The sequence below is a fragment of the Vibrio sp. D417a genome, from assembly GCF_030248595.1.
Taxonomy (GTDB): domain Bacteria; phylum Pseudomonadota; class Gammaproteobacteria; order Enterobacterales; family Vibrionaceae; genus Vibrio; species Vibrio alginolyticus.
This window is the reverse complement of the sequence record NZ_JAHGAM010000025.1, coordinates 1-1,060: the sequence shown is the minus strand read 5'-3', so window position 1 is coordinate 1,060 and position 1,060 is coordinate 1. Positions and strand designations below refer to the sequence as shown.

Here is a 1,060-nt window from a genome sequence, read left to right as displayed (position 1 = left end):
CCTGGCATTACCATTTCTACGCCGTCTGGTAGCTGGATGTCACCAGTTACGTCAGTTGTACGGAAGTAGAATTGTGGACGGTAGCCTTTGAAGAATGGAGTGTGACGACCACCTTCATCTTTAGACAGTACGTATACTTCTGATTCGAACTTAGTGTGTGGAGTGATTGAACCAGGCTTAGCTAGTACTTGACCACGTTCAACTTCGTCACGCTTAGTACCACGTAGAAGTGCACCAACGTTCTCACCTGCACGGCCTTCGTCTAGAAGCTTACGGAACATCTCAACACCAGTACATGTAGTTGTAGTAGTGTCTTTGATACCTACGATAGCAACTTCGTCACCTACAGTTAGGATACCACGCTCGATACGGCCAGTTACTACTGTACCACGACCTTGGATTGAGAATACGTCTTCGATAGGCATTAGGAATGGCTGATCTACCGCACGCTCTGGCTCAGGGATGTAAGTATCTAGAGCTTCTGCTAGTTCAACGATTTTCGCTTCCCACTGCTCTTCGCCGTTTAGTGCGCCTAGTGCAGAACCTTGGATAACTGGTAGGTCATCACCTGGGAAATCGTATTCAGATAGAAGTTCACGAACTTCCATTTCTACTAGTTCTAGTAGCTCTTCATCGTCAACCATGTCACATTTGTTCATGAATACGATGATGTATGGGATACCAACCTGACGGCCTAGTAGGATGTGCTCACGAGTTTGTGGCATTGGGCCATCTGTCGCAGCAACAACTAGGATACCACCGTCCATCTGTGCAGCACCAGTGATCATGTTTTTAACATAGTCAGCGTGTCCTGGACAGTCAACGTGTGCGTAGTGGCGTGATGGAGTGTCGTACTCAACGTGAGAAGTTGCGATTGTGATACCGCGCTCACGCTCTTCTGGAGCGTTATCGATAGATGCGAAGTCTTTAGCTACACCGCCGTAAACTTTAGCAAGAGTAGTACAGATAGCTGCAGTTAGAGTTGTTTTACCGTGGTCAACGTGGCCGATAGTACCAACGTTAACGTGCGGTTTCGTACGTTCAAATTTTTCTTTAGACA

1 protein-coding gene is annotated in these 1,060 nt (G+C 47.1%); it reads right to left on the bottom strand.

Annotated features, from left to right (window positions below):
• Positions 1-1,060: elongation factor Tu (gene tuf, locus KI742_RS19510; RefSeq protein ID WP_285445303.1), on the bottom strand; the 1,060-nt coding region annotated here is incomplete at both ends.